Raw genomic sequence first — 24,153 nt, 5'->3', positions numbered from 1 at the left:
GAAAGCCCATCAAGAAAACATGCCAAAATATCGCCTGCATGTTTTCTTTCTTTACTCTAAATTATTCTTTCTTTTCTGCCTTCTTTCTTGCCAAAACAAAGCTATCGATGGAATACTTTGAATAATTACCATCCTGATAATATGGTTTGACATAACAAAGCCTGCATCTAAATTCATGGTAATTGCTGCGAATGTCATCGCTTCCATACTTCCTGGGGCCCAAGCTAACAGTAACACCGAAATATCATAGCCTGTAATCCAAGATGCAAATACCGTGATAAGAAAAGTCAGCACGATATTAACCACCACGACTTGAGCTGAAGAGTATATATTTTTAATCAACGAGGAAAGTGGGAACACAATGAAATGGTTACCAATGTTCATCCCAATCAATACCATACTCAATTCAGTCAACATCAGTGGAAAATTCAATGGGATATCAGCCCAACCTTGAATGAGTGTTGCCGCCGCTAATGACGTCAACATAAAAGGCGCAGGAACTTTTAAACGCTGTAAAATGGCCCCTGAAATCACCCCAACAGCAATAATAAGCAGTAGCCATCCCGTTGAAATTAATGTCAATTCTGGCAATTCTATTATCGGTTGTGGGTCACCATCACTGCCAACAACAATTCCTGCTAATAAGATAAGAATAATTAAGCGAATTGTATGGGAAATAACAATTTTCTGAGGCGGTGTATGGGTGTGGTCTGTTAATGCGAGGATTGCCGCCATAGCACCGGGTACAGAGCCAAGCATTGCCTCTTGTTTTGTCCAACCGACTTTCCGGTAAAACCAAAAAAAACTAAACGAAAATTGCACAGCCAAACAAACAACCAACATCAATAATAAAAGAAATAAATTGTCCGCTTCATTAAGAGATACTTGATTGAACATCAAGCCCACAGAGGTTCCCAACGTGACTTGAACAAAACTAATGGTGTGTTTAGGAATTGCGAAGGAAATACCAAAACGATGAAAAATGATAATGGCAATGATCGGGCCAAACATCAATGCAAGGGGAACTCCTAGGTAAGTAAGCCCGCCACCGATTAAAGCACAGATGGAAATCCCACCTATCATTTTTAATAATTTCTTCATATGGTATTAACCATTAAGTCTTTTTATATCCCTAATTTATATCATATTATTTAAGCCATATAGCTTTAGTTTTTATTTATTTATCACCCTAGTGATATCCACCAACATTTATCTATTTATTAGGTTTTGATCTTATTATTTTAACTTGGTCTGAAAAAATCTTTTTAACTTAGATTGACACGGTACAGTGAAAAATTTATTTCCTTCTCTTTATGTTATCAGCATGAGCTTGGTTCATAACCGCTTTGGACATCCATTGTGCTAATTGTGTTACTTGTGCATCATCCATTTTCCAAATATCTTTTAGTACTAAAAATATTTCAGAACCATAAATAACAGAAAAAGCACGAATCACTTTATCAATAATCTCTTGCGGATATTCTGATTTCATTGGCGATGTGACCATTGCAAGAATTTCTTTACGATTACCGCGTTCTAGACGCTTATCTTTAATGCTTTGTGGAGCTGCTCGCCCCTGTGCCCACTGCTGTAATGATACTTGCAGCGCGGCTCGTAAAACACCTTCATGTTCAAACATACGTGGAAAAGCATAGGTTAATAGCTCGTCAATACGCTCTTCGGTTTGCTCACTTTGCGGGCGCCAAGTTAAAATAGGACCTAAACTTTCATTAACCGTTGCGGTAATTAAATCGGCTTGTGTCGGAAAATAACGATAAGCTGTCGCACGAGAAACTCCCGCCTCAAGTGCCAACTCAGAAACAGAAGGCATCGCCCCTTTTTCAAATAAATCTAAAGCCGTCTTAATCAACAATACATAGGTTCGTTTTCGTGTCCCTTTGTATTCTGAATGTGAATTAGTTTTAGACATTAATTTATCCTTAAAATACTGTCACTTACTATAAAATGAGTTAGAGCTCATGAAAACATATAAGTGTGAATAGGTAAATGCACTTGGTTGATGATTTAAAGAAATTATTCATAAAGGTGATTTAAAAGTAATAGCAAAAATCATAACAATCACAATTATATCTTTTAAATATCCAAATATACTCAAAATAGCTCAGGTCTATAAATAATAATTTATACTATTTTATCAATAGGATAAAAACATTAGCAGTCAATAACGTCATAATAAACCAAAAATGAGACTACAATCTCATTTTACAATCAACCGCAATGATACTATAGTCTCATTATGATGAAAAATTCAACGCTCGTTTTACTCTGAAAGGGTTTGTATATGAAAAAACATCCGGGTTTTATTTATATTGTAACGACGCTTGACACTAAAAGTGCTGAACTATTTTATGTTAGTGAATTAATCAAAAACGCCGGATTGGCGGTACGTACTGTTGACCTGACAACACAACCAACGCAATTAGAAAAAAACGCAGATATCAGCGCACACACTGTCGCAAGTTTTCATCCACTTGGTACTGAGGCCGTTTTCTGTGGTGACCGCGGTAAAGCCATTGAAGCTATGGCACAGGCTTTCAGCCTTTATCTTGCCGCACAAACAGATGTTGCCGCTATTCTTGGTTTAGGTGGTTCGGGTGGAACCGCACTCATTACACCCGCCATGCAAGTATTGCCCGTAGGTATTCCAAAATTAATGGTTTCCACAATGGCATCAGGGGATATTTCTGGTTATATCGGCGCGAGTGATATTTCGATGATGTACTCCGTCACTGATGTATCAGGTTTGAATATCATTTCCCGCAAAGTATTAAAAAATGCTGCTAATCAAATAGCAGGAGCTGTTTGGTTTGACGACGAAGAACAACCGCATGACTTAAAACCAGCAATTGCACTAACCATGTTCGGAGTAACGACCCCATGCGTACAGCAGCTCACAACAGAGTTAGAGGCGCAATATGACTGTCTAGTCTTCCATGCGACAGGCAGTGGTGGCAAAGCCATGGAAAAACTAATTGATAGCCAGTTATTACATTCTGTTTTAGATATTACAACCACCGAAGTATGTGATTATTTATTTGGTGGGGTATTAGCTTGTGATGAAGACCGTTTTGGTGCCATTGAACGCACTCAAACCCCTTGCGTGATGTCTTGTGGAGCTCTCGATATGGTGAATTTCGGCCGCCCTTCGACTGTGCCCGAACACTACCAAAATCGCTTATTTTATCATCACAACGCTCAAGTCACTTTAATGAGAACGACCAAAGAAGAAAATCAGCAAATGGGTCGTTGGATTGCAGAAAAATTAAATCGTTGTAATGGTGAAGTGCGCTTTATCATCCCAACAGCAGGCTTTTCAGCATTAGATGTTGATGGTGCTCCATTTTGGGATCCTATCGCAGATCAAGCCTTCATTGATGCTTTAACAGCAAATTTAATAATAACAGAGAAAAGACAACTTATTTTGAGTCCTTATCATATTAACTCCACAGAGTTTTGTGACCAGGTTATTCAGCTTCACCAGGAAATTTTGAACAAATAATAGAGGTTAACTATGAAACATAACCGCGCAGATTTATTAAAAAAATTTAGAGACATGATTGCTCGGGGAGAACCAATCATCGGTGGTGGCGCAGGAACAGGGCTATCTGCTAAATGTGAAGAAGCGGGCGGTATCGATTTAATCGTTATCTATAACTCAGGCCGTTACCGCATGGCAGGTAGAGGTTCACTTGCAGGCTTATTAGCCTATGGCAATGCGAATGAAATCGTTATGGATATGGCAAAAGAGGTTTTACCCGTAGTAAAACATACTCCTGTCCTTGCGGGTGTGAATGGAACAGACCCATTCTGCCAATTCGATAAATTCCTTGATGATATCAAAGCAACAGGTTTTGCAGGAGTGCAAAATTTCCCTACCGTCGGCTTAATTGATGGCAATTTCCGCGCCAACTTAGAAGAAACCGGAATGGGTTATGGGTTAGAAGTTGAGATGATCCGTCTCGCTCATGAGAAAGATTTGCTCACTACGCCTTACGTTTTTAGCGCTGAAGATGCCATTGCGATGACTAAAGCTGGTGCCGACATTATTGTGCCACATATGGGGCTAACGACTGGGGGGAATATTGGAGCAGAAACCGCCCTGACGCTCAAAGATTGCGTTCCACTAATCAATGAATGGGCAAAAGCGGCAAAATCAGTACGCGAAGATGTGATTGTTCTGTGCCACGGTGGCCCAATAGCCACCCCTGAAGATGCTGAATATATTTTAGCCAACTGCCCTGATTGCCATGGTTTCTATGGTGCCAGCTCAATGGAACGTTTACCAACAGAAGTAGCATTAACCGCCACCACACAAAAATTTAAATCAATTACACGTTAGTTTTTTTACTTTATATTTTGCCAACACCAGGCGCCTACTTCGGTAGGCGTTTTTTTATCTTTCTAGCCACGAAAGTTACTTCCCTTTTTCTGGTAAATAGAATGCCCTTTGCATAAGAAATGTGTTAGACAAGCCATAAATATAGGCATACCAAAGTAGAGCACGCCAAAGGCAAAAGCCACATGGGGTTTCTCCGGGAATTCACCACCGCTAGAAATACTCGAATAATAGTCAATCGACCTTAAATATTCAGGCGTTAATCCGCCATAAGGCACGAGGAAAGATAAAATTAACACCGAGAAAATACAGAACATAAAATTGAGTGCCATTAATGCTGAATAGCCCATATTTTCTGAACGTTCTTGCTCTGTTCGGCTGGTTAAACCAAAAAGCATTCGATTGGCAACAGTGGCACTGTATAAATATAAAATTAATGGGGAATCACCTAATACTGACATATTGATGGCCAGTGCAAAAAGACCATAGAAAAGAGCAAATAACGTTAATACTCGCCAATCACGAAATACCGCCATAAAGACGCCCGAGTGAACTAAAATAAATTCAAAAATCAGGATCAACGTCAGGTTATAAATAATTTCTACCGTATAGTATTCAGGAAAAAACCATACAGATAGAATAAAACCAACATAAAACAATGAAAAACCGTAGTTTATTATTTTAGAAAAAGCACGAATAATACTGAAAGAATGCGGGTTCTCCTTCACACTTTTTACTGAAGATTGTTCTGGGAAAAAACCTTGGTTTTTATCTTTCCCATTCCTTGGTGGTTTTACCATTAGCTCACTCCATCTCACCAATATCACTTTATTAATAAGCTACTTGATCACACAAAAAATAAACAGTGGCTAAAGTCTGAATGGCTGGTTCAAAGCGAGGTAAAGTGTAAGAAATATCGACAAGATGGCATGAACGAATAAATGTCATGCCACAGATAGATTAAATTTAATTAAACCAGTTTGGCGATCAGCGTATCTAAATCACCTTGTAAGAAATTCACTGGTGGAATTTCAATCACTGTATATGCGCCTGCTGCTTGTTTCATCGTCGCTCGTGCGGCAGAAACCATAAATTGAGAAGTCAGTGCAGGGTTATTAATACGCATTGAATATTCGAATAACTGGTTATGTGTTGTGCCTGAAACCCCTTTATGAGTCATCTGCACACCGTGCCCAACATCTTTTAATGCATCAATGCTATCCACCTGACGAATATGTGTTTCATCAGAAGAAAAGTAGCTGTCTGCTTTAATCGCTTGAGCCACCTCATCGAACTTAGCGCCACCGTCTAATTCAACATAAACCATACGACGATGAACCCCTGTTCCTAATGGAATTGTGACAGAAAGGGCATCTTTTACGCCATTGATAGCTTTAGCGGCCACACTGTGTCCCATACTCATCCCTGGACCAAAATTCGTATAAGTTACCCCTTTTGGTGCCATTGCTAGCATCAATGTACGCATAATCGAATCCGAGCCAGGATCCCATCCGGCAGAAACAACCGCCACGCTATTATGCTGTTTCGCAACGTCATCTAAGCTGTGTTTTAGCGCCACAATATCTGAATGCACGTCAAAACTATCAACCGTATTAATACCGAGGCTCAAAACTTTAGCTGCTAATGGGCCGATAGCACGCGTTGGTGAACACAAGAGTGCAACATCCACTTTCCCAAGTTTTTCAATATCATCAACCACTTTATATCCAGAAAGCTCAGCAGGAATATCTTGCGTATTGCGACGAACTACCCCGACTAACTCAAAATCCTCAGCGGCCAGAACAGCTTCTAGTGCATAGCGACCAATGTTACCGTAGCCCACTATTGCTGCTTTAATTTTTGTCATTTTTGCTCCTATACAGTTCTGATGTTGCTTATTAAATTATTTATAGCGAAATTGAATTTAACAGAATAATTAAAAGTAAACAAAACATTAGCCTAATTAAATCAGACGCATTTTAACCCTATTTTCATTGTTGAAATCCATGTAGAATTAGCCCATCAGAAAGCTTTCCCTATCATTCATGAATATATAAAGGTTCTCAATGCATCAATCCGATGTGACTGAGCGGTCACTCTTTTCGCTCAGCTGGCCAATTTTTATCGATATTTTTCTTCATTTGGCCACATTATTAATTAATACCTACATGGTTAGTCACGTGTCTACAGCCTACCTTGCTGCTATGGGGGTGGGAAACCAAGTGTTTGACCTATTTATCACTATTTTTAACTTTATCAGTGTGGGGTGTAGCGTTGTTATAGCCCAATACCTAGGGGCAGGCCGCCGAGAAAAAGCCAGCCAAGCGATTCATATTTCAATCGCGTTTAACTTTATTCTTGGTTTTTCCAGCGCATTAGTTGCGTTATTTTTTGGCTATAGCATTCTAACTATTATGAATATGCCATCGCATTTAATGGCTGATGGTTATACTTATTTACGTATTCTAGGGATTTGTTTAATCCCTGAAGCGATTTCAATTATTTTAGCGGCATGCTTGCGGGTTTATGGTAAAGCGCAACCCGCAATGTGGGTCACATTAATCGCTAATGTGATTACAGTATTTGGTAATATCATTGTGCTTTATGGTTTCTTCGGCTTACCACAATACGGCCTTGAAGGCGTTGCTTGGTCAACAGTCGTTGGGCGTATTGTTGCCGTTATTTTACTTTTCTGCCTACTGTTTTATGGGCTGAGAATTAAATTTGTCCCAATGATGTTAATACACTGGTCACGGAAAATGTTGGGTAAGATTTTACATATTGGATTACCCTCTGCGGGGGAAAATCTTGTGTGGATCCTCCATTTTATGACCGCATCTGCGTTTATCGGTCTCATGGGGGAAACGTCTCTTGCGGCACAAACGCTCTATTTCCAATTATCATTGTTTATCATGCTGTTCGGGATCTCTATCAGTATTGGTAATGAAATTATGGTTGGCCACCTTGTTGGAGCAAAACGCTTTGAAGATGCCTTTAGGCGCGGTGTAAAAAGCCTTAAAATGGGTTTTTACGTAACAATTGGTGTCGTTATTGCCTTTTGGTTATTCCGTGATCCTATCTTAAATAATATTACTGATGACCAAGGTATTATTAAGGTACTGCTGCCATTATTTTTACTTTCGGTGTTCTTAGAGCCCGGCAGAACAATTAATATCGTGATGGTAAATGCCTTGCGTGCCTCTGGCGATGCTCGCTTTCCTCTGTGTACCGCTATTATTTTTATGTGGGGCGTCGCTATCCCATTAGGCTACTTCTTAGGCATAAAAATGGAGATGGGTCTCTTAGGTATTTGGCTAGGTTTCTTTGCTGATGAATGGTTGCGCGGCTTAACCAATGCATGGCGCTGGCGTTCACGTAAGTGGCAAAGTAAGCGTCTTGATGTAGAAAGCTAATCTGTGCAGTTATCACTCAGTCCTGCCGAATATTATAGGCAGGACTTTTGTGACTAAGCTCAAAGTTAGAAATTTTTCATTTTTATAATTCAAATTAGAGATAATATTTCTCTCCACTCTCTTTAAATCCCCTAACTTAGTGAAGTTTTTCTCCAGACTGTTGTTTAAAATAATAAAATCAAAAAAGATTTTATTAAGGGGACTTGCCATGCATGCTCAATCACAACCACTACTTTGGCAATATTTTATCAACGCAGTAAAGCAAGAAGTAAAGCCTGCCTTAGGTTGTACTGAGCCAATTTCATTAGCATATGCTGCCGCCAAAGCGGCTTCATTTCTTGATGGCAAAGTGACCCGAGTCTGTGCTTTCGTTTCCCCTAACCTCATGAAAAATGGTATGGGCGTAACCGTACCCGGAACAGGAATGGTTGGTCTACCCATTGCTGCAGCCCTTGGTGCAGTTGGCGGTGATGCTGAAGCAGGTTTGGAAGTATTAAAATCAGCATCTGCGGATGCCATTGCATTAAGTAAAACCATGTTAGCACAAGGGGCTATTACCGTTGATATTAAGCACCCTTGCGACGATGTTATCTACTCCGAAGCCACGGTCTATACCCAAACAGAATCCGCAACCGTCATCATTGCGGGGTCACATACGAATATTGTTAAAATTATTCATAACAATCACACCGTATTTGATGCCACAACGGCTCAACCTCACCATGAATCTCCAGTTGACTGCGCAGCTGACGTCCCACTACCGTCAGTCACTGCTAAGTCTGTGTATCAATTTGCCACCGAAGCGCCTTTAGAGGATATTCGTTTTATTCTTGAAGCCGCGCATTTAAACGAAGCCTTATCTCAAGAAGGTTTACGCAATGTTTATGGCTTACATATCGGCAAAACATTACAAACCCAGCGAGACCGTGGTTTGCTTTCAAAAGACTTAATGTCAGAAATTATGATCCGTACCTCCGCGGCTTCTGATGCACGCATGGGAGGGGCTGTGTTGCCCGCAATGAGTAATTCAGGGTCAGGTAACCAAGGTATTGCAGCAACCATGCCGGTGGTTGTCACTGCAGATTATTTGCAATCTTCTGAAGAGCAACTGGCTCGAGCCTTAATGTTGTCACACTTAATGGCTATTTATATTCACAACCAGCTTCCTGCGTTATCGGCACTATGTGCTGCGACAACAGCAGCTATGGGGGCTGCTGCAGGCATCGCTTGGTTACTAGAATCCCGCTATGAAGTCGTCGCAATGGCAATTTCCAGTATGATTGGTGATGTTAGTGGTATGATTTGTGATGGTGCATCAAACAGTTGTGCAATGAAGGTGTCAACCAGTGCGAGTGCCGCTTATAAAGCCGTGCTAATGGCATTAGATAATAGCTGTGTCAGAGGGTCGGATGGTATTGTTTCTGATGATGTCGACCAGTCCATTGCCAATTTATGTTCTTTAGCTGCGGGTTCTATGAGACATACTGACGTGCAGATTATTGAAATTATGGCCGCTAAAGCGCGCCCTTAACGCCGCAGTGTTGTTAGCTACATTCGCCAACCCTAGTTACATATTTTGTATGCACCTAGGGGTTGGCTTTTTGCCGCCTTGCTACGCCGCTAATTCTTCGCCCTTAACGCCGTAGCGTTGTTGGCTGCATTCGCCAACCCTAGTCACATACTTGTGTATGCTCCTAGGGATTGGCTCTTTTGCCGCCTTGCTACGCCGCTAATGACTTTGAATTTCTTTTCTTGAAATTCTTTTTTTTGAAATTCTTTTTTTTTGAATTGTTCTATTTTGAATTAACTTCTAGAGCTGCGAATTTTTCGCGGATCATCTCTTCTGGTAGGTCAATACCAATAAACACTAATACACTGCGGCGTTGTTCATCAACTTCCCAGTCTCTATCCCAATCCGCACTATAAAGACGCTGAACACCTTGGAATAATAAGCGTTTTGGCTCATTCACAATGGAAAGGATCCCTTTATAGCGCAGTAAATTATCTGCAAAGCCAAGTAATAATTCTTCCATTACCTGAGAAACCGCCATCAGTTCAACAGGGTAATTAAATTCGAGAACAATCGAGCCTACTTCATTTTGTTGTTTAGGGGCGAAACGGAATGTCGGTTGTTTAACATTCAATTGTGAATCCAATAAAAAACCGTCGATATCTAATAACATACTCAGGTCAATATCACCGTGAATGACGGGGTAAATCGGCGCCCTTGCATTAATTCGTTGTAAACGTTCAATTAAAGCTTCATTATTTGGCTCAATATCGGTTTTGGTCAATAAAATACGGTCTGCATAGCCAATTTGCGCTTGAGCAATGGCGAAATCATTTAATTGTTTATCAGCGTGAACAGCATCCACTAAGGTAATAATCCCATCTAATACATAACGTTCGCAGAGGACTTCATGGGAAAAAAAGGTTTGAGTGATCGGCCCGGGATCTGCCATGCCAGTGCATTCAATGAGCAGACGGTCAAAGTCTAATTTTCCACTATCAAGGCCATCTAATAGATCTAATAAGGCATTTTCTAATTCATTCGAACGGCTACAACAAATACACCCATTACTTAATGTAGTAATTTGTGTCGCACGATCACCAATTATTGCGTTATCAATGGGGACTTCACCGAACTCATTTTCAATCACTGCGATTTTATGGCCATGCTCAGCATGAAGAATATGGCTAAGGAGAGTCGTTTTACCTGCACCGAGAAAACCGGTTAAAATTGTTACGCTAATAGGTTTCATTATTGCCCTCACACTTCATTGATTAACAGCAGCGAAATCCGCCTTTACCACTACCACCATACCGTGCATTTTGTCTTTCGCGAAAAAATTCTTTATATGTCATCACAGGTTTGTCTGGATGGTTATCACTCATATGCTGCACATAAGTATCATAATCAGGAATACCAATTAACATACGTGCGGCTTGCCCGAGGTATTTTCCTGTTTTGCCGAGATTTCCAAACATCAGCCTCTCCAATACAAATGCCCTACATCATGAGCACATAATGTAGGGCGACCTTTCATTTATTGAACACCTTTCGATGTTCAAATCCGTTGAAGGGTGACTTAATGTGAAGATGAAACTTTCACGCCCTCTTTAGGTACAGGAACATAAGGTGTTTCTTTGTCTGTACGCTCTGGGTTTTTGTGTGCTTTCATCCCAACGCGGATACCGTAGAAAATGATACCGTAAACAACCACTAAGAATAGAATACTCAGCCCAGCGTTGGTGTAGTTATTAATAATAATGTGATTCATATTAGTAATTTCTTGTGCAGTTAACTCTGCACCACCTGCCGCAATCTTATCTTTATAAGATTTCGCTAAGTATAGGAACCCTTCCAGTTGTGGGTTATCACTGAATAATTTCAGTCCTAATGCCCAAGTTGTACAGATTAATAGCCATACTGCAGGTAAGACAGTCACCATAATGTATTTACTGCGTTTCATCTTAATCAATACAACTGTACTTAAGACTAAAGCAACCGCTGCTAACATTTGGTTCGAGATACCGAACAGAGGCCATAAGCTCTTAACACCGCCCAGTGGGTCAACAACGCCTTGATACAATAAGTAACCCCATAACCCAACACAGCCCGCTGTACCGATGATACCCGCAACCAGTGAATCGGTTTTCTTCAAGAACGGAACAAAGTTACCTAATAAATCTTGCAGCATAAAGCGACCAGAACGGGTTCCTGCATCCAATGCGGTTAAGATAAACAGCGCTTCAAACAGAATACCAAAGTGATACCAGAAGCCCATATTTGCCGCAGGCATGATTTCATGGAAGACATACGCAATACCTACCGCTAATGTTGGCGCACCACCTGCACGGTTTAACACCGACGGCTCACCAATATCTTTCGCTGTTTGCATGATTTGTTCAGGTGAAATCACAAAGCCCCATGAACTCACTGTAGCGGCTGCATGAACAGACACATCTTTGAGCTGAGCCATGATAGCTGCGCCATCTGGACCACCCAGTTCATGTAAGTTAGGCATAGTAATACCTAACGCCGCAGGTGGTGTATTCATTGCAAAATACAAGCCTGGTTCGATAATAGAAGCCGCTACCAGTGCCATAATCGCAACAAATGACTCCATTAACATTGCACCATAACCGATGTAACGCGCATCTTTTTCGTTTGCTAATAACTTAGGTGTTGTCCCTGAAGAAATAAGCGCATGGAAGCCGGATACCGCACCACAAGCGATGGTAATAAATAAGAATGGGAATAGAGTACCTTTCCAAACAGGACCGGAGCCATCAACAAATTGGGTGACAGCTGGCATTTTTAATTCAGGGTTTAGAATAACGATACCAATCGCTAAACCAACAATAACCCCAATTTTCAGGAAGGTCGCTAAATAGTCACGAGGCGCTAAAATTAACCATACAGGTAATAATGCTGAAACAAACGCATAACCGACTAACGCATAAGTGATCGTCGTGTCTTTGAATGTCAGTGCTGGGCCCCAGTATGGGTCATGAGCAATCACACCACCAAACCAAATGGAAGCAACTAACAGAACAATACCGATAACAGAAACTTCACCTACGCGCCCCGGCCGGATATATCGCATATATATCCCCATAAACAATGCGATAGGCACTGTTGAAACAACGGTAAAGACACCCCATGGGCTTTCTGCCAAGGCTTTCACCACAATCAATGCTAATACAGCAAGGATAATGATCATGATTAGGAAGCACCCAAAGAGCGCCAGCGTTCCCGGAATCGGGCCAAGCTCCTCTTTAACAATTTCCCCTAATGATGCACCATTACGGCGTGATGAAATAAATAACACCATGAAATCTTGCACCGCACCGGCTAACACAACCCCAGCTAGTAACCATAAGGTACCGGGTAAATAGCCTACTTGCGCCGCAAGAACAGGTCCGACTAATGGCCCAGCCCCTGCAATAGCGGCAAAGTGGTGACCAAATAGAACATTTTTATTTGTCGGAACATAGTTTAAACCATCATTATTAATGACGGCTGGGGTCGCACGTGTTTCGTCCAGCTTCATCACTTTCTTAGCAATATATAAGCTGTAATAACGATATGCGATGAGATACACCGCCACAGAAGCGACGACAATCCACAGCGCACTAATGTGCTCACCGCGTCTGAGTGCAACAACCCCTAAACAGACTGCACCGATTATCCCGAGGATCATCCACGGAATGTGCTTTAAAATACCATTTTTGTTCATAGAACACCCTTCTGAGGTAAAACGAACATGCCATTGATTTTGTATTAACCATCTTAAAAAACGATATCGCTGTGTTTTCGTTGCTTATCATTTATCGTTGATGGTTTTTTAATTGGCAGTGGTTGAACTGTATTGAATTAAAAAATTGAGCTCTGCCATGGTGTATATGGTATGAAATTACACTCAGCAAATGACTAAAGTTATGCTAAGTGGTGCCATATAGAATTAAGCGGTTTGTTTTTTACTTTAAATGGTTTTAAGGAAGGGAATATGAGGTCAAAAATGTGATCCACATAACGATTCTGATTTGTTTTCAATAAGTTAAAAAATGTAACTCATATGAATAAAATGAAGTTTATTGTAAACAAATTTCACTAATAACGTGAAATCTCAAAGTTAGGTTATCTAAAGCTTTATAATATCTATGTGCTATTGGCGTGTAATTGTTGTCCATTTACCACCAACCCACCAACTGTGTTCACCATCTGTTTGCGTTTCACATCCGATACCGACTTTCGCTTTCCCTGCTTCAAAGGGATACGCGCAATCATAAATTGCATCAACCACGATTTCCCCAGTAATTGCGTCTGCAAAACCAATTTTATTTTCTTTGCGAATTCGATATACCCCGTCTTGCGCTTCATCAGGCCAATTATCAAAATAGTAAAGTTGGTAAATCTCTTGTCCTTTTTGGTCAAAAACAGCTAAGCCTTTATTCGATGATTTACCTAAACAATACTTAAATGAAGATTGTTGCTCAAAACACTCGATTTTATCTTTTTCGTTCTCTACCCATAAACTGAATTGTTGTTCAAGATTTTGCGCTGTTGATAAAAAAGATATTAATCCTAATGACATTAAACCAACTACATAATGAATCATCATAACTTTCCTTATTCTACTTTTACGCCTGCTAAGTGATAAGACGCTAAGCTCATCAACTTTGCTCTATTAAATACTCGCTTAATTAAAGATAGCGGATATCTATTTCAGTGAAACTAGGAATAAAGGTAAATAAAGTCTTATATGAAGATAATCTCAAAGTTAAAATTAAAGTATACAAGCGCTCACTCACTTAGAGTCATTGAGCGCAAAATTCATCAAGATCAACCAGAAACACACACTGTATTCGCGGTTTTCTTAGCCATATCTAATGCATTTTCAATAGAATCCGCAATCGCCAAAGCCACACCTAACCGACGAGTTCCTGCAATTTCAGGTTTACCAAATAACCGTAATTGGGTGTCAGACCCCAAAGCAGCACCAATATTTGAAAAAACCACATTTTGGCTTTGTAAATTAGGTAAAATAACCGCTGAAGCACTCGGCCCATATTGACGGATCACGCCAATTGGGAAACCAAGAAATGCACGAACATGTAATGCAAATTCAGATAAACTCTGCGAAATAAGCGTCACCATCCCCGTATCATGGGGACGAGGCGAAACCTCATTAAAAATGATATCGTCACCACATACGAATAATTCAACACCAAATATTCCATAACCTCCTAGAGAGGTTACAATTTTCTTGGCAATGTCTTGCGCTTTTTTCAACGCAGCCTCACTCATGTACTGCGGCTGCCAAGACTCACGGTAATCCCCTTTTTCTTGTCGGTGACCTATAGGCGCACAAAAGTGAATACCATCCACCGCACTGACTGTTAACAATGTAATTTCAAAATCAAAATTAACCATTTTTTCAACAATTACACGCCCCTGCCCTGCTCGCCCACCTTGCTGCGAATAATCCCAAGCCTGATCTAATTCTGCTCGAGAGCGGATCACACTTTGTCCCTTTCCTGATGAACTCATCACAGGCTTAACAATACAGGGAAACCCAATTTTTTCTGCCGCTGCAATAAAATCGGGTTTACTGTCTACAAATTGGTACTCTGATGTTGGCAATTTCAACTCTTCTGCCGCTAAACGACGGATCCCTTCTCTATCCATAGTAAGTACAATGGCTTTCGCAGACGGAACCACTTTTTGTCCTTGCTGTTCAAGCTCCATCAATACCTGTGTCGCAATTGCTTCAATTTCAGGCACGATAATATCAGGTTTTTCCCGTGAGACTATTTGTTTCAGCGCTTCGCCATCAAGCATGTTTATCGTATAACTGCGGTGTGCAATATGCATCGCTGGCGCATTATCATAGCGATCAACCGCAATAACTTCGATGCCCAATCGTTGACATTCAATCGCAACTTCTTTGCCTAACTCTCCAGCACCTAACAGCATGACTTTTGTTGCAGATTTACACAGCGCAGTACCTAATTGATTCATGATTGATGACCTTACCGACAAAAAGTTGATACCCATTATATACGCAATCGTTTGCTTTTACTATCAAGGAAAAAATACCATAAAAAAAATTTTTATAATCAATTGATAATACTTGTAATTATTTAATCTAATGGCGTTTGGTCGCGCCCAGTAATAAAGGGTTCTTTGTGAGAAAATTTAATATACTGTTTGCGTAAAATAGCTAATACACAAAACATTAAACCAATCCAAATAAGTGAAAAACTAATACCTTTGACCCAATCAAAGAGCTCATTAAATAAAAATACGGCCAATAAAAATTGAATTGTTGGTTCTATATATTGCGCTAAACCAATCACCGTTAATGATGTCCGTTTAATCGCTGCGGTAAAAAAGAGCAAAGGAATTATCGTGACAGGCGCCGCTAACATATAAAGAACTTTAATTTGCCAATCCCCTTGCGTCACGGCACTTAGACCATGAGATGCTAACCACCAAGTGATCGCTATTGCAATGGGAAGCAGCCAAAGTGCTTCTAGAAATAAAGACGTAATCACATCAAATCGAATAAATTTACGAATTAACCCATAGACTGCAAAAGCACTCCCCATTACTAACGCTAAAATAGGTAATTCACCATACTGCCAAATTTGATAACCGACCCCCGCACAAATAAAAATAACAGCCATTTTTTCTGCAAAAACAAGCCGTTCGCGAAGGAACAAAACACCAAGTAAAATAGAAAATAATGGGTTAATAAAATAGCCAAGACTAGCAGCTAACACCTGCCCGTGGGTTAATGCATAAGTAAATGTTGTCCAAGATATCGCCATAACCGACGAACTAAATAAACACAGAATTATCGACTGTTTGTCAGACCATACCTCACGCCATAAAGATTTATTTTTGATAATTAAGCGAACAAGAAAAAGTATAGGCACAGACCAGATAAGACGTTCTGCAAGTAGCTCTAAAGGTTCCGCACCGGGAAGTAAACGATAAAATAATGGTGTTATTCCCCATAAGATATAGGAAAAAATAGCAAGAGCTACTCCCGAGCGAAGCAACATGATTTATCCACAATAAAATCTGATTAAATAATATTAGCTACTTATCATACGCCAAAATGCAAAAAATAAAACTTGCCACCACCATAATATAATTTGAATTATATCAAGTATTCTTAAACTAAAAGGTAACTATATCGCTACCTTTTAGTTGCTCAATACACATATATTCTCATCAAAAAACATCGCGTTGATGTAATGGCGGTTGCTGCTGCATAAATACAAATAATTCCTGTTGTGTCGGAGCCGCAGCGATAGCGCCTTTTTTAGTTGTCGCTAATGCACCACAAGCCGTAGCTTGCGAGATGACCTTCATCAATCCCTCTTTTTCGTTGACTAGCCCATATTGTGAGATGGCCGCCAATAACCCTGCCATAAATGCGTCACCTGCACCAGTAGTATCAATACTTTCAACTAAATAAGCACTTACGGCTATTTGAACTGAGGGGGTGAACACCTGACAACCTTTAGCACCTTGAGTCACAATTTTTAATTGAGCAGGGTAATTTTGCAATTTAGCTATGGCATTCTCAAAACGACTTTCTTGCGTTAACCACAGCAATTCATCATCCGAAAGTTTTAAAATATCTGCTTGTTTTGCAAAATTATCAACAATTTGGTGCATTTCGTCGGGATCTGACCACATTTGCGGACGAATGTTAATATCAAAGCTCAGTAATCCGCCAGCGAGCTTGAGTTGTTCGATAGCTGTCGATAGTGATGCTCTGCATTGATGGTGCACCAGAGCTAATGAGCAAAAATGCAAAATATCATTACCAAATTGCGGTAAATTATTTATCGTTAAAAATTGGTCGGCCGAAGGAGAAACTAAAAAAGAAAATTCACGTTCTCCATTTTCGTGTAACGAGACGAGAACAGTACTTGTTTTATACTTTTCATCAAACTCCATCGCACTAGTATCAACCCCTATATCAAATAGGGTTTTCTGCATAAAATGCCCAAAAGCTTCTTCGCCGACTCGCCCAATAAAACCACTGTTTTGCCCTAAGCGTGCAACACCCGCGGCAACATTCACAGGTGCTCCACCAGCACAAGCTTCATATTGCATGTTTTGAAGGGGGATTAAATCAATGACAGCATCCCCTAATGCCCAAACTTTCATTATGTCTCCTTTGCGAGTTTTATATTTTTAACCTTCATTCTTATTCATAGCTAGCACATTACCAACTCATAAAAATAAAACTAGTAAACGCAAACTGTTAACGTTAACATTGAGTATAAAGAAACCAGCAAATAAACGCACCTATTATTGAATTTCATGTGCTTATTTTGTTATTGCGATCGAAAAACATTCAGGAAGCCATAATGAAAAAACAACTTGAACTAGCCAACGAAGCCATCAAAACAGCAAGGAAAAATATGGACTTGCAGTTTTACCCACAATACCACCTTGCCCCTTATACAGGCTGGATGAATGACCCTAATGGTTTGATCTATCATCAAGGCCAATACCATGCATTTTATCAACATCATCCATTTAGTGCGATTTGGGGCCCCATGCATTGGGGGCATGCAACAAGTACAGATATGGTACATTGGGAACATCAGGCAATTGCGTTAGCACCTAGTGAAGACTATGACCGAGATGGTTGTTTCTCAGGATCTGCAATTAGTTACGATAATAAATTATATCTGTTCTACACGGGCCACATCTGGTTAGCAAATCCAGGTAATGATAGTCAAATCATCCAATCACAATGTGTTGCAATCAGTGAAGATGGTATTCATTTCGAAAAGAAAGGTGTTGTGCTTTCTGCACCCGATGGTTATATGCACTTTCGAGATCCTAAAGTTTGGCGACAAGATGGAAAATGGTGGATGGTCGTCGGCGCAAGAGACTCCCAAGATCAAGGACAAATACTTTTATTTAAGAGTACAGACTTATTAAATTGGGATCAAAACTACCAAGTTCTGGCAAAAACTGACGACGATAATGTTTATATGTGGGAATGTCCTGATTTCTTTCCATTAGGCGAACAATTTGTTGCCCTCTTTTCACCTCAAGGAAAAAAGGCAAAAAATTATCAGTATCGAAATCTATTTCAAAATGGTTATTTGGTTGGTAATTGGTCTCCTAATTCATCTTATAAAATTTCACATGCATTTACAGAACTTGATTTCGGCCAAGACTTTTACGCACCTCAAACCTTTTTAGCTAAAGATGGCCGCCGTATCGCTATCGCTTGGATGGATATGTGGGAAAGCCATATGCCCACACAAAAACATGGGTGGTCAGGATGTTTTACTTTACCTAGAGAGCTAACACTGAATGAACAAGGTAAAATTGTCGCTAAACCTATAGAGGAATTGAAAACATTACGTCAGTCCGCAAGCCATTTTCCCGCAACAACACTAGCTAAAAACAGCACAATCATACTGAATGAGAATGCGACAAGTTGTGAAATAGAACTTATCTGGGACTTACAGCAAAGCCCTGCTGAAAAATTCGGCTTTTGGGTAGGATACGGCGTACAGTTTTACATTGATAACCAAAGTCAGCAATTAACCTTAATGCGTCATTACCCTGAATATACAATTAGTGATAGTCGTTGTGCGCCAATACCTGAAGGTCATCAACTTAAAATAAATGCTTTTATCGATCACTCTAGCTTGGAAGTATTTATTAATGATGGTGAACTCAACTTTAGTTGTCGAATCTACCCCCATCAAAGTGAGCGGGACTTAAGATTATTTGCAATAAATCAGCAAGCAAAGCTCGAAAAAGCGATTTATTGGGAGATCAAAAAATCCATTGAATAGCAAGCTACTAGATTTGCTTTTCTCTGCAAGGTTAAAAAGAATTACGTTCTAACAAGTCGCAAGCAACATATTCAACACTATTTTGCTGCCGTTCTTCTATGATGTGTAAAGCGGCTTGTTGGCCTAATTGATAGTGCGGTAACACAACCGTACTTAATGGAGGATAAAATAGTTCCCCGACACCTATCATATTATCATAGCCAAGTACTGCGATATCTTGTGGAATACGTAAGCCACGGCTAAGTAGTACTTGGTAAGCTAAAAATGCTATACGGTCATTTCCACAAATAATGACATCAAAATTCGGTTTTTTATTCTTAAAATGACTATTAATTAAAGCTATAACATCTAAATAATGCTCATCGCCTAACTCTAAATGGTGTTGCTGAAGTGATGCTAGCGGTAAGTCAGCACTTGCCCACGCAGACTCCACTGCTTCACGGCGCATTTTTCCAGCAAGTGTCTCTTGCGGAATATAAAGACAAAGAGGATTTCGATACCCTTTCTCTATTAAGCGTTTTACTGCATTAAATTGACCATTAAAATCATCTGGCACATAAGCAGGGAACTGCCCATTTTTATCTATGCAATTAGCAAGAACCAAACGATTATTATGTAATGTTTCTGGAATCGCTACTTCTCGAAGCCCCATCGTAGTATAAATAATACCATCAGGCCGCTGAGATAATAATTGTCGGACAGCTCTTTCACTATCTTCGCTAGATGTAATATTAACTACAAAGCTACTCCAGCCGAATTGTCTCGCGGTTTGTTCTATTGAAAGAATGATTTCTACAGAAAAAGGGGTAGTTGCTGTATCGAGGGCCAAAACACCAACTGTCGAAACCCTAGAGCTTTTCCCTCTGATCTTTCGCGCTGAAAAATCAGGGACATAATTGAGTGACTCAATAGCTTGTTGGACTTGTTTCAAGGTTTCAGGCTTTAGTAATTCAGGGCTATTAATTGCCCTTGATACAGTCATCAATGAAACATTTGCAAGTCGAGCTACGTCTTTTAAAGAAGCCATTAAGTATATTCACTCATCAAAACTAGGTAAGTATTAATTTTAACATGTTAGATATAAAAAGTACTTAATCTTCGTCAATTCACAAGTTAAGAGCTATCACCTCAAAAAACAACATAAGTGTACATCTAAGACTTTTTATGACTAATGATTTAAGATATTATTGATTAGCTTTAGCAATATTTCTGTCTATCACTTTATGATAAAAACACATTTAATAAGTAAAATCACCTAAAATGTTACACGTCATTAATCGAATATTACCCAATGACACAAACTTTAACTATTGTTTCTATTTTTATATTAAATTTAACTAGATGATGTTTTTAATATAAATTAAGGTCAGTATTACATTAATAAAAAAAACAACGATCAGTAGAAAATATTATTGTGGAATTTAAATTTCACTTTATTTATCTACGTATTTTATCAGATTAGTATGAATATCAAATCAGTTCAACAGGAGTATGGTGATGAATAACACCATTCACATAATCGTAGAAAGTGATAATGTCTTTAAGAATAAACTAAAATTAATGATGGAATCTTTTGGTTTTATCTTTAGATTTTATAATAACGAAGAAGTGTTTATGAGTAATTATACTTATCCTAATGAGGGTAATGTAAAGGAATGTATTTTATTATTCTTAAACAATGATGAAAATCGTATTAATCGATTAAACAATATAAATAATTCATTTGGTATTGTTCCATTCATTGTACTTGCCGAAGAGCCTTCTATCAGTCTATGTCGAGAAAGCTTTAAAGCTGGAGCATTTGATTTTTTTCCTTTTCCTTTCAAGGACATCGAAATATCAAATTCCATTAGTAACGCGATGGAATTATTTTTAAGTATGCATGAAAAGCATAAAAAATATACTCATCTCTCTGATAAATTTAATCGTCTTTCGGTTAGAGAAAGAGAAATTATGGATATGATATTAGAAGGTAATACCAGTAAAGAAACCGCAGAAAAACTGTCATTATCACCAAGAACTGTAGAGGTACATCGCTCTAATATTTATACAAAATTAGGAATAAAATCACTACCACAACTTATTCAAGAATACGAATATATTAATACCTATCCTAGATATATTTAATCTATATGCTATGTTTACCTTCTTATAGCGTTATTATTTCTGATGGCTTGATTCTAAGCCATCAGAAATTAACTATATGAAAAATACCTAAAGGTACTATAATTTAGATAAATATAGATTAATATTCTGTTAATTTTGAAATAATAACTTATTTTTATAAGTGATAAAAACAACACCACTCTGTTATGGATTAAAAACCTAAGTAAATTAATAATTCAGATGGTAATAATAACCACTAATAATCACAAAATAAAATTACATTTTTTTTAGTTATTAAAGTATTATTTACCCTCCCCATATCTCACTACTTTTTTAGTAAAACAATAACCTTTATCAACAAACTTTCTCTCTCATAAAACTAAAAAAATAAGGCTACAAACGACATACCTCTTTACCGTATCCAAGCATAATAAGCATCGTTTTCATTTTCTTTTCTCGATACATCAAGTAACGATACAAGTAGATAGATTACGCTTTATTTATCTATCGGCTGTCGTTCAAAATGTTGGTAAATATTTCGCGCTTCGCTGTTTTTATGCTTTGTAGCTGTTCAAAAAACACGCAAAAGCGCTATTTTTTACCATTCAGAGCATATAGAAGAGCTATTTGTAGTCCTTAATGTTAATTTCGTACTGCTTTAGCTTGCGCCATAATGTTGTCCGTCCCATATCAAGGACTTTATGCATTTTTTGAATTTTACCTTTGCAAGCTTGTGCAACTTCAATAATCAAAGCTTTCTCAACTGAATGAATATCTAAGTTAGCGAACCGTTGTTCGTCCTTATCTACCTTAAAAACACCTTGTTCGTAATAGCGAAATTTCAATTTTTCACTCACTTCCCTTGCTAAGGATTGCGTAAGTGCAAACAAAATATTGCAACTATTCTTAGTTGAAGATAAAACAACAACGAGTACAGGCTCACCAGTATGTGAATACACTGGTGCTAAGTAATAAAAAATTCCATGTAATTCAATTGGCTCTGCATACAACCTAAGCTGAGCCCCATAAGTTAAATTATCAGATAGTAAATTTGCTATCTCAAAGTTACCATCAAGCTCATGACTGAGCCAAAGCGTTTTCCCATCAGTGCTCAGTAGAGAACTGCGAATATTATTATCATGTAACGAGGCTAATCCGCTCTCAATGGTTGTATGAGCAAGCTCTACGATATATTCATAATTATCTGAATTATAAATACTTTCTTTTACAGGTGTTGTAGTTGGAAATATTAAATGAGTTGACATAGTTATCCTTATTCTTCGATAAGAGTTATCTGATTATGTCAATTTGCCATTTAATTATTATATTCTAGATCAAGTTATTAATTGATAGGTTTACAACCATTGATCCACATCAATTTTTCATAATTAAAAGTAGTAAATCAATGTGGTAAAAAAGAAAATGGCTAACTGAATCTATCTAAGTTAGCCATATACACTTCTAGAACGCTTTTATTAAATTAAGCAGTAACAATATTTCCCCACAGATCATATTCATCTGCATGCTCAACTAATACTTTCACTATATCCCCAACGCTAACCTCAAATTCACCATTGAGATAAACCATACCATCAATTTCTGGTGCATCAGCCATACTACGGCCAATAGCACCTTCATCATCAACTTCATCAATAATGACTAAAATTTCTTTACCAATTTTATCTTGTAATCGCTGTGTAGAAATTTGCTGTTGTACTTGCATAAAACGATGATAACGATCTTCTTTTATTTCCTCAGGAACTTGATCAGCTAGTTCATTCGCTTTCGCTCCCTCGACAGGGCTATATTTAAAGCAGCCGACTCGGTCCAACTTAGCTTCCAATAAGAAATCTAATAGCATTTGGAAATCTTCTTCTGTCTCACCGGGAAATCCAACAATAAATGTTGAACGTAAGGTGAGTTCAGGGCAAATTTCACGCCAACGTTTAATCCGCTCAAGTGTTCTTTCAACGGCACCGGGGCGTTTCATTAATTTTAAAATTTTCGGACTTGCATGCTGTAATGGAATATCTAAGTAAGGTAAAATTTTACCTTCTGCCATCAACGGGATAACATCATCAACATGTGGATAAGGGTAAACATAATGTAAACGCACCCATACGCCCATTGAAGCAAGTTGTTCGCATAACCCCACCATGCTAGTTTTTACAGGCTGACCATCCCAAAAACCCATTTTATTTTTAACATCAACACCATATGCAGAAGTATCTTGGGAAATAACCAGTAACTCTTTGACTCCTGAAGCGACCAGACGCTTAGCTTCATTTAACACATCCCCGATTGGACGGCTATCTAAGTCCCCTCGCATTGAAGGAATAATGCAGAAAGTACAACGATGATTACACCCTTCGGAAATTTTTAAATACGCATAATGCTTTGGTGTCAATTTTACCCCTTGTTCAGGGACTAAACTCAAGAAAGGGTCATGTTCAGGCTTCGGAACATAGTGGTGAACATGATTAAGTACCTGCTCATAGCTATGTGGGCCAGTGATTTCTAAAACTTTTGGATGTACTTCACGAATTTGGTTTTCTTTCGCACCAAGGCATCCTGTCACAATCACTTTACCATTTTCATTCAGTGCTTCCCCAATCGCTTCTAATGATTCCTGCACTGCACTGTCGATAAATCCACAAGTATTCACAATGACTAAGTCAGCATTATCATAGCTTGGAACCACTTGATAACCATCAGTGCGTAATTCAGTTAAAATGCGTTCTGAATCAACTAGGTTTTTCGGGCAGCCGAGTGAAACGAAACCAATTTTTGGTACCGGATTAGTATTTTGCGACATAACTCACTTCTTTTATTGTGTTATAAATATTGTTTTAGAAAAATGGGCGAAATTTTACCTGAAGAATTGAGGGAATTGTATAAATTTTTATCGAAAATAATATGAAT

Annotated in this window: 20 protein-coding genes; 6 read left to right on the top strand and 14 right to left on the bottom strand. The window is 38.8% G+C overall.

What is annotated here, in order from left to right; translation table 11 throughout:
- Positions 1 to 51 precede the first annotated feature (51 nt).
- Both PR834_RS03270 and PR834_RS03265 read right to left on the bottom strand, forming a co-directional pair.
- Positions 52 to 1,101 (bottom strand): AbrB family transcriptional regulator, encoded by a 1,050-nt coding sequence (locus tag PR834_RS03270; protein WP_110592266.1) that lies wholly within the window; start codon positions 1,099 to 1,101, stop codon positions 52 to 54.
- A 196-nt stretch (positions 1,102 to 1,297) separates the two neighbouring features.
- Positions 1,298 to 1,930, bottom strand: coding sequence for a TetR/AcrR family transcriptional regulator (locus tag PR834_RS03265; RefSeq protein ID WP_004260563.1), 633 nt, complete (start codon positions 1,928 to 1,930; stop codon positions 1,298 to 1,300).
- Between the two features lie 372 nt (positions 1,931 to 2,302).
- Here PR834_RS03265 and PR834_RS03260 point away from each other — a divergent pair, with 372 nt between their 5' ends.
- Complete coding sequence (locus PR834_RS03260) at positions 2,303 to 3,520, top strand: Tm-1-like ATP-binding domain-containing protein (RefSeq protein WP_110592268.1); 1,218 nt, start codon at positions 2,303 to 2,305, stop codon at positions 3,518 to 3,520.
- A 12-nt stretch (positions 3,521 to 3,532) separates the two neighbouring features.
- Positions 3,533 to 4,360 carry a phosphoenolpyruvate hydrolase family protein gene (locus tag PR834_RS03255; protein WP_004260569.1) on the top strand — a complete coding sequence of 276 codons (828 nt, stop codon included), beginning with the start codon at positions 3,533 to 3,535 and terminating at the stop codon, positions 4,358 to 4,360.
- Positions 4,361 to 4,422: 62 nt separating this feature from the next.
- Here the strand turns inward: PR834_RS03255 and PR834_RS03250 are convergent, their stop codons facing one another.
- Positions 4,423 to 5,157 (bottom strand): hypothetical protein, encoded by a 735-nt coding sequence (locus PR834_RS03250; protein WP_004260570.1) that lies wholly within the window; start codon positions 5,155 to 5,157, stop codon positions 4,423 to 4,425.
- Positions 5,158 to 5,327: 170 nt separating this feature from the next.
- Entirely contained in the window at positions 5,328 to 6,224 is an 897-nt protein-coding gene (locus PR834_RS03245; RefSeq protein ID WP_096863289.1) for a diaminopimelate dehydrogenase, read from the bottom strand.
- Between the two features lie 199 nt (positions 6,225 to 6,423).
- Here PR834_RS03245 and PR834_RS03240 point away from each other — a divergent pair, with 199 nt between their 5' ends.
- Entirely contained in the window at positions 6,424 to 7,770 is a 1,347-nt protein-coding gene (locus PR834_RS03240; RefSeq protein WP_004260574.1) for an MATE family efflux transporter, read from the top strand.
- 208 nt (positions 7,771 to 7,978) lie between these two features.
- Positions 7,979 to 9,301, top strand: a complete 1,323-nt coding sequence (locus tag PR834_RS03235) for an L-cysteine desulfidase family protein (RefSeq protein ID WP_096863290.1) — start codon at positions 7,979 to 7,981, stop codon at positions 9,299 to 9,301.
- Between the two features lie 262 nt (positions 9,302 to 9,563).
- Here the strand turns inward: PR834_RS03235 and yjiA are convergent, their stop codons facing one another.
- The 7 genes from yjiA to PR834_RS03200 all read right to left on the bottom strand — a co-directional run bounded on the left by yjiA (position 9,564) and on the right by PR834_RS03200 (position 17,467).
- A complete protein-coding gene (yjiA, locus tag PR834_RS03230) occupies positions 9,564 to 10,532 on the bottom strand; it encodes a GTPase (RefSeq protein ID WP_094960941.1) in 969 nt (322 codons plus the stop codon).
- Between the two features lie 22 nt (positions 10,533 to 10,554).
- Positions 10,555 to 10,758: a YbdD/YjiX family protein gene (locus tag PR834_RS03225; RefSeq protein WP_112307183.1), complete on the bottom strand. Its 204-nt coding sequence runs from the start codon at positions 10,756 to 10,758 to the stop codon at positions 10,555 to 10,557.
- Positions 10,759 to 10,859: 101 nt separating this feature from the next.
- Positions 10,860 to 13,013: a carbon starvation CstA family protein gene (locus PR834_RS03220; RefSeq protein ID WP_004260588.1), complete on the bottom strand. Its 2,154-nt coding sequence runs from the start codon at positions 13,011 to 13,013 to the stop codon at positions 10,860 to 10,862.
- A 429-nt stretch (positions 13,014 to 13,442) separates the two neighbouring features.
- Complete coding sequence (locus tag PR834_RS03215; protein ID WP_004260591.1) at positions 13,443 to 13,898, bottom strand: hypothetical protein; 456 nt, start codon at positions 13,896 to 13,898, stop codon at positions 13,443 to 13,445.
- Between the two features lie 221 nt (positions 13,899 to 14,119).
- A complete protein-coding gene (gene purT, locus PR834_RS03210; RefSeq protein ID WP_153673138.1) occupies positions 14,120 to 15,298 on the bottom strand; it encodes a formate-dependent phosphoribosylglycinamide formyltransferase in 1,179 nt (392 codons plus the stop codon).
- Positions 15,299 to 15,420: 122 nt separating this feature from the next.
- A complete protein-coding gene (gene rarD, locus PR834_RS03205; RefSeq protein ID WP_096863291.1) occupies positions 15,421 to 16,347 on the bottom strand; it encodes an EamA family transporter RarD in 927 nt (308 codons plus the stop codon).
- 172 nt (positions 16,348 to 16,519) lie between these two features.
- Entirely contained in the window at positions 16,520 to 17,467 is a 948-nt protein-coding gene (locus PR834_RS03200) for an aminoimidazole riboside kinase (RefSeq protein ID WP_004260601.1), read from the bottom strand.
- A 203-nt stretch (positions 17,468 to 17,670) separates the two neighbouring features.
- Here PR834_RS03200 and PR834_RS03195 point away from each other — a divergent pair, with 203 nt between their 5' ends.
- Positions 17,671 to 19,125 (top strand): glycoside hydrolase family 32 protein, encoded by a 1,455-nt coding sequence (locus PR834_RS03195; protein ID WP_272536424.1) that lies wholly within the window; start codon positions 17,671 to 17,673, stop codon positions 19,123 to 19,125.
- Between the two features lie 31 nt (positions 19,126 to 19,156).
- On the opposite strand, the gene PR834_RS03190 is transcribed toward PR834_RS03195, so the two are convergent.
- The gene (locus PR834_RS03190) at positions 19,157 to 20,152 is read right to left on the bottom strand and encodes a LacI family DNA-binding transcriptional regulator (RefSeq protein ID WP_004260608.1); all 996 of its coding nucleotides are present in this window, start codon (positions 20,150 to 20,152) and stop codon (positions 19,157 to 19,159) included.
- Positions 20,153 to 20,622: 470 nt separating this feature from the next.
- Here PR834_RS03190 and PR834_RS03185 point away from each other — a divergent pair, with 470 nt between their 5' ends.
- Positions 20,623 to 21,252 (top strand): response regulator transcription factor, encoded by a 630-nt coding sequence (locus PR834_RS03185; RefSeq protein ID WP_272536423.1) that lies wholly within the window; start codon positions 20,623 to 20,625, stop codon positions 21,250 to 21,252.
- A gap of 602 nt (positions 21,253 to 21,854) precedes the next feature.
- Here the strand turns inward: PR834_RS03185 and PR834_RS03180 are convergent.
- Both PR834_RS03180 and rimO read right to left on the bottom strand, forming a co-directional pair.
- A complete protein-coding gene (locus PR834_RS03180; RefSeq protein WP_110592277.1) occupies positions 21,855 to 22,496 on the bottom strand; it encodes a helix-turn-helix domain-containing protein in 642 nt (213 codons plus the stop codon).
- A gap of 215 nt (positions 22,497 to 22,711) precedes the next feature.
- The gene (rimO, locus tag PR834_RS03175; RefSeq protein WP_262960951.1) at positions 22,712 to 24,046 is read right to left on the bottom strand and encodes a 30S ribosomal protein S12 methylthiotransferase RimO; all 1,335 of its coding nucleotides are present in this window, start codon (positions 24,044 to 24,046) and stop codon (positions 22,712 to 22,714) included.
- Positions 24,047 to 24,153 lie beyond the last annotated feature (107 nt).

The organism is Providencia sp. PROV182 (assembly GCF_028480325.1).
In the GTDB taxonomy this organism is placed as follows: domain Bacteria; phylum Pseudomonadota; class Gammaproteobacteria; order Enterobacterales; family Enterobacteriaceae; genus Providencia; species Providencia hangzhouensis.
Note: the sequence above shows the minus strand (reverse complement) of the source record. Positions and strands in the feature narration are given on the sequence as shown.

Coding starts and splice junctions, on each gene's coding strand:
- PR834_RS03270 (WP_110592266.1), bottom strand. CDS start 1,101: ATGAAGAAATTATTAAAAATGATAGGTGGGATTTCCATCTGTGCTTTA.
- PR834_RS03265 (WP_004260563.1), bottom strand. CDS start 1,930: ATGTCTAAAACTAATTCACATTCAGAATACAAAGGGACACGAAAACGA.
- PR834_RS03260 (WP_110592268.1), top strand. CDS start 2,303: ATGAAAAAACATCCGGGTTTTATTTATATTGTAACGACGCTTGACACT.
- PR834_RS03255 (WP_004260569.1), top strand. CDS start 3,533: ATGAAACATAACCGCGCAGATTTATTAAAAAAATTTAGAGACATGATT.
- PR834_RS03250 (WP_004260570.1), bottom strand. CDS start 5,157: ATGGTAAAACCACCAAGGAATGGGAAAGATAAAAACCAAGGTTTTTTC.
- PR834_RS03245 (WP_096863289.1), bottom strand. CDS start 6,224: ATGACAAAAATTAAAGCAGCAATAGTGGGCTACGGTAACATTGGTCGC.
- PR834_RS03240 (WP_004260574.1), top strand. CDS start 6,424: ATGCATCAATCCGATGTGACTGAGCGGTCACTCTTTTCGCTCAGCTGG.
- PR834_RS03235 (WP_096863290.1), top strand. CDS start 7,979: ATGCATGCTCAATCACAACCACTACTTTGGCAATATTTTATCAACGCA.
- yjiA (WP_094960941.1), bottom strand. CDS start 10,532: ATGAAACCTATTAGCGTAACAATTTTAACCGGTTTTCTCGGTGCAGGT.
- PR834_RS03225 (WP_112307183.1), bottom strand. CDS start 10,758: ATGTTTGGAAATCTCGGCAAAACAGGAAAATACCTCGGGCAAGCCGCA.
- PR834_RS03220 (WP_004260588.1), bottom strand. CDS start 13,013: ATGAACAAAAATGGTATTTTAAAGCACATTCCGTGGATGATCCTCGGG.
- PR834_RS03215 (WP_004260591.1), bottom strand. CDS start 13,898: ATGATGATTCATTATGTAGTTGGTTTAATGTCATTAGGATTAATATCT.
- purT (WP_153673138.1), bottom strand. CDS start 15,298: ATGAATCAATTAGGTACTGCGCTGTGTAAATCTGCAACAAAAGTCATG.
- rarD (WP_096863291.1), bottom strand. CDS start 16,347: ATGTTGCTTCGCTCGGGAGTAGCTCTTGCTATTTTTTCCTATATCTTA.
- PR834_RS03200 (WP_004260601.1), bottom strand. CDS start 17,467: ATGAAAGTTTGGGCATTAGGGGATGCTGTCATTGATTTAATCCCCCTT.
- PR834_RS03195 (WP_272536424.1), top strand. CDS start 17,671: ATGAAAAAACAACTTGAACTAGCCAACGAAGCCATCAAAACAGCAAGG.
- PR834_RS03190 (WP_004260608.1), bottom strand. CDS start 20,152: ATGGCTTCTTTAAAAGACGTAGCTCGACTTGCAAATGTTTCATTGATG.
- PR834_RS03185 (WP_272536423.1), top strand. CDS start 20,623: ATGAATAACACCATTCACATAATCGTAGAAAGTGATAATGTCTTTAAG.
- PR834_RS03180 (WP_110592277.1), bottom strand. CDS start 22,496: ATGTCAACTCATTTAATATTTCCAACTACAACACCTGTAAAAGAAAGT.
- rimO (WP_262960951.1), bottom strand. CDS start 24,046: ATGTCGCAAAATACTAATCCGGTACCAAAAATTGGTTTCGTTTCACTC.